A 1,976-nucleotide genomic window follows, 5' to 3' on the forward strand; every position below is an offset into this window, starting at 1 on the left:
TCCTGCGAGGATAGGACGTCGCGATGCAAAGTAAAAAGGGTTCACAGTAAAATGTGAGCCCTTTTTTGTGTACAAAAGGATAAATTATATAATTTATCAGTATACCGCTTATATTTTAGACGTTTAAAAATTATCAGTTAAAAATAAACTATCAATAAATACATTTATTGTTGGTTAGAAGTATTGATAACAGTACTTCTGTGAATAGCAAATATTTTAATTAGATTAGTGTTGGTAGATTTAGATGACAAAAAACATAAGACATGTATTTTTATACTAAAACACAAAACTATGAATGAAAAATTGTGTTTTGGGATTTGCAATCAGTTTCGTGCAAAATAATATCTATAAGTCGAAATATATAATAAAAACACACTATATTTAATACATGAAATGGCGATAAGAGTTATGTATAATAATCTAAGATAAAAATACATAGAGGTACATAATGAGTCACATTAAACTAGACAATAGCATTGATTATCGTAACTTGGGAGCGGATTTTAAGGGCATGACTAATGAACAAATCATGCAAGCTTTAGATCAGCGACGTGGAAAAATGATAACGGTGTTACAAAATCTGACACATGACTTTAATAAGGCGACTGCTGTTCGTAATCATAATGCTTTTTCGGGACGTGAAATTGTATTTTTAAACCCGGATAATCCAATGGATAAAGAAAATAGTGAAGGCGCTAAAAAATGGAATAAAAAAGGGGCAGTTGGGGCACAACATTACGAACATATTAGTCATCATCGGATACTAGATTATCAAACGTTATTTCATAAGTGGCATCGAGAAGATTATGTCATTTATGCAGTGGATAATACGCCAGGCTATGAACTGCATAATGTCTTTGGAATGACATTTCCTGAAAAGAGTGTTTTTTTATTTGGTGAAGAACAAATTGGACTATCAGATGACTTAATTAAGTCATCTGATAGAATGATTTATATTCCACAAACAGGGTCAGTGCGCTCTTTAAATGTTTCTGTTGCTCATGGTATTGTTGCAGCGTTATATACGGCACAACATCCAGTGCCGCTTAATTAAGCAGTAGTAAATAGTTAGGCATTTGAATTTTAATCTAAAAAAGAAGCCAAGTCACATGTTGAGATATTCCGAAAAGTAACTTTCGGGATATTTCTTGTTAGCGACTGGCTTCTTTTTTGTATGACCAGTATATTGCTGGTTGTTCATATATAGACAACCCTAAATATACTGGTATAGATAGCTGGATTATAAGTTGATTTCAAACTCTAAATTATTATACTGATCACGTTCACGAATTTGACGATAACCGAATTCTTGATTGTTTCTATCTAATAAATCAGTTTGCCAAGTTATTTTCTCGCTGAAATTAGCAAACATTTCTTCTTTAAGTTTGTTCATTAATAAAAGAAAAGCTTGTCCTTCATCGGCAGTCATAGCTGCATATAAGCGTTCGTCATTACCATATTTTTTAGATATGCGCTTTAATTTAATGTTCATTACTTGTCTCGTATAAGCAGGGTTTCTGTTTAGACGAACACTGATATTAATGTGGTTATAGTGAAGATCACGACTATATTGAAGTAACATTGCTAAAAATTGTTTGGCGTCTATTTTATTGTTTTTATTTGACATTACCTATATCCTTATTGTGTAGATTATCTATTTAAAATAGTATAACACGTAATAAAAATTATTATTATAAACAAAGTTGTTAAAAAACACTTGCATTATATTGCATAAGGGGTTATTATATAAAAGTTGTCTTTTCCAAGACATACAATTATTAATAAGCAATTCATTTAAGTTATATGTTTATGCAATGGTTTTGCATTAAACAATATGTGATTTTTGAAAAAACATTTCAAAAAAGATGTTGACAAATTCATATGAGTTCTGTATTATTAATTAAGTTGTCAGCAAGACAACAACGTTGATCATTGAAAACTGAATATCGTTTCGATAGAACAAATGTGTAGGGTCT

General features: G+C 30.6%; 2 protein-coding genes. One reads left to right on the top strand and one right to left on the bottom strand.

Translation table 11 applies throughout. From position 1 onward, the window contains the following. The first annotated feature begins 448 nt into the window (after nucleotides 1-448). Complete coding sequence (locus tag FFM61_RS08905; protein ID WP_074428125.1) at nucleotides 449-1,054, top strand: TrmH family RNA methyltransferase; 606 nt, start codon at nucleotides 449-451, stop codon at nucleotides 1,052-1,054. 186 nt (nucleotides 1,055-1,240) lie between these two features. Here FFM61_RS08905 and FFM61_RS08910 read toward each other — a convergent pair whose 3' ends face one another. Then, nucleotides 1,241-1,627, bottom strand: a complete 387-nt coding sequence (locus tag FFM61_RS08910) for a hypothetical protein (protein WP_074428124.1) — start codon at nucleotides 1,625-1,627, stop codon at nucleotides 1,241-1,243. Nucleotides 1,628-1,976: the final 349 nt, after the last annotated feature.

The organism is Weissella hellenica, from assembly GCF_005405545.1.
Lineage (GTDB): Bacteria > Bacillota > Bacilli > Lactobacillales > Lactobacillaceae > Weissella > Weissella hellenica.

What these genes read in the sequence shown, in the direction of transcription:
- FFM61_RS08905 (WP_074428125.1), top strand. Translation starts at nt 449, where the DNA reads ATGAGTCACATTAAACTAGACAATAGCATTGATTATCGTAACTTGGGA.
- FFM61_RS08910 (WP_074428124.1), bottom strand. Translation starts at nt 1,627, where the DNA reads ATGTCAAATAAAAACAATAAAATAGACGCCAAACAATTTTTAGCAATG.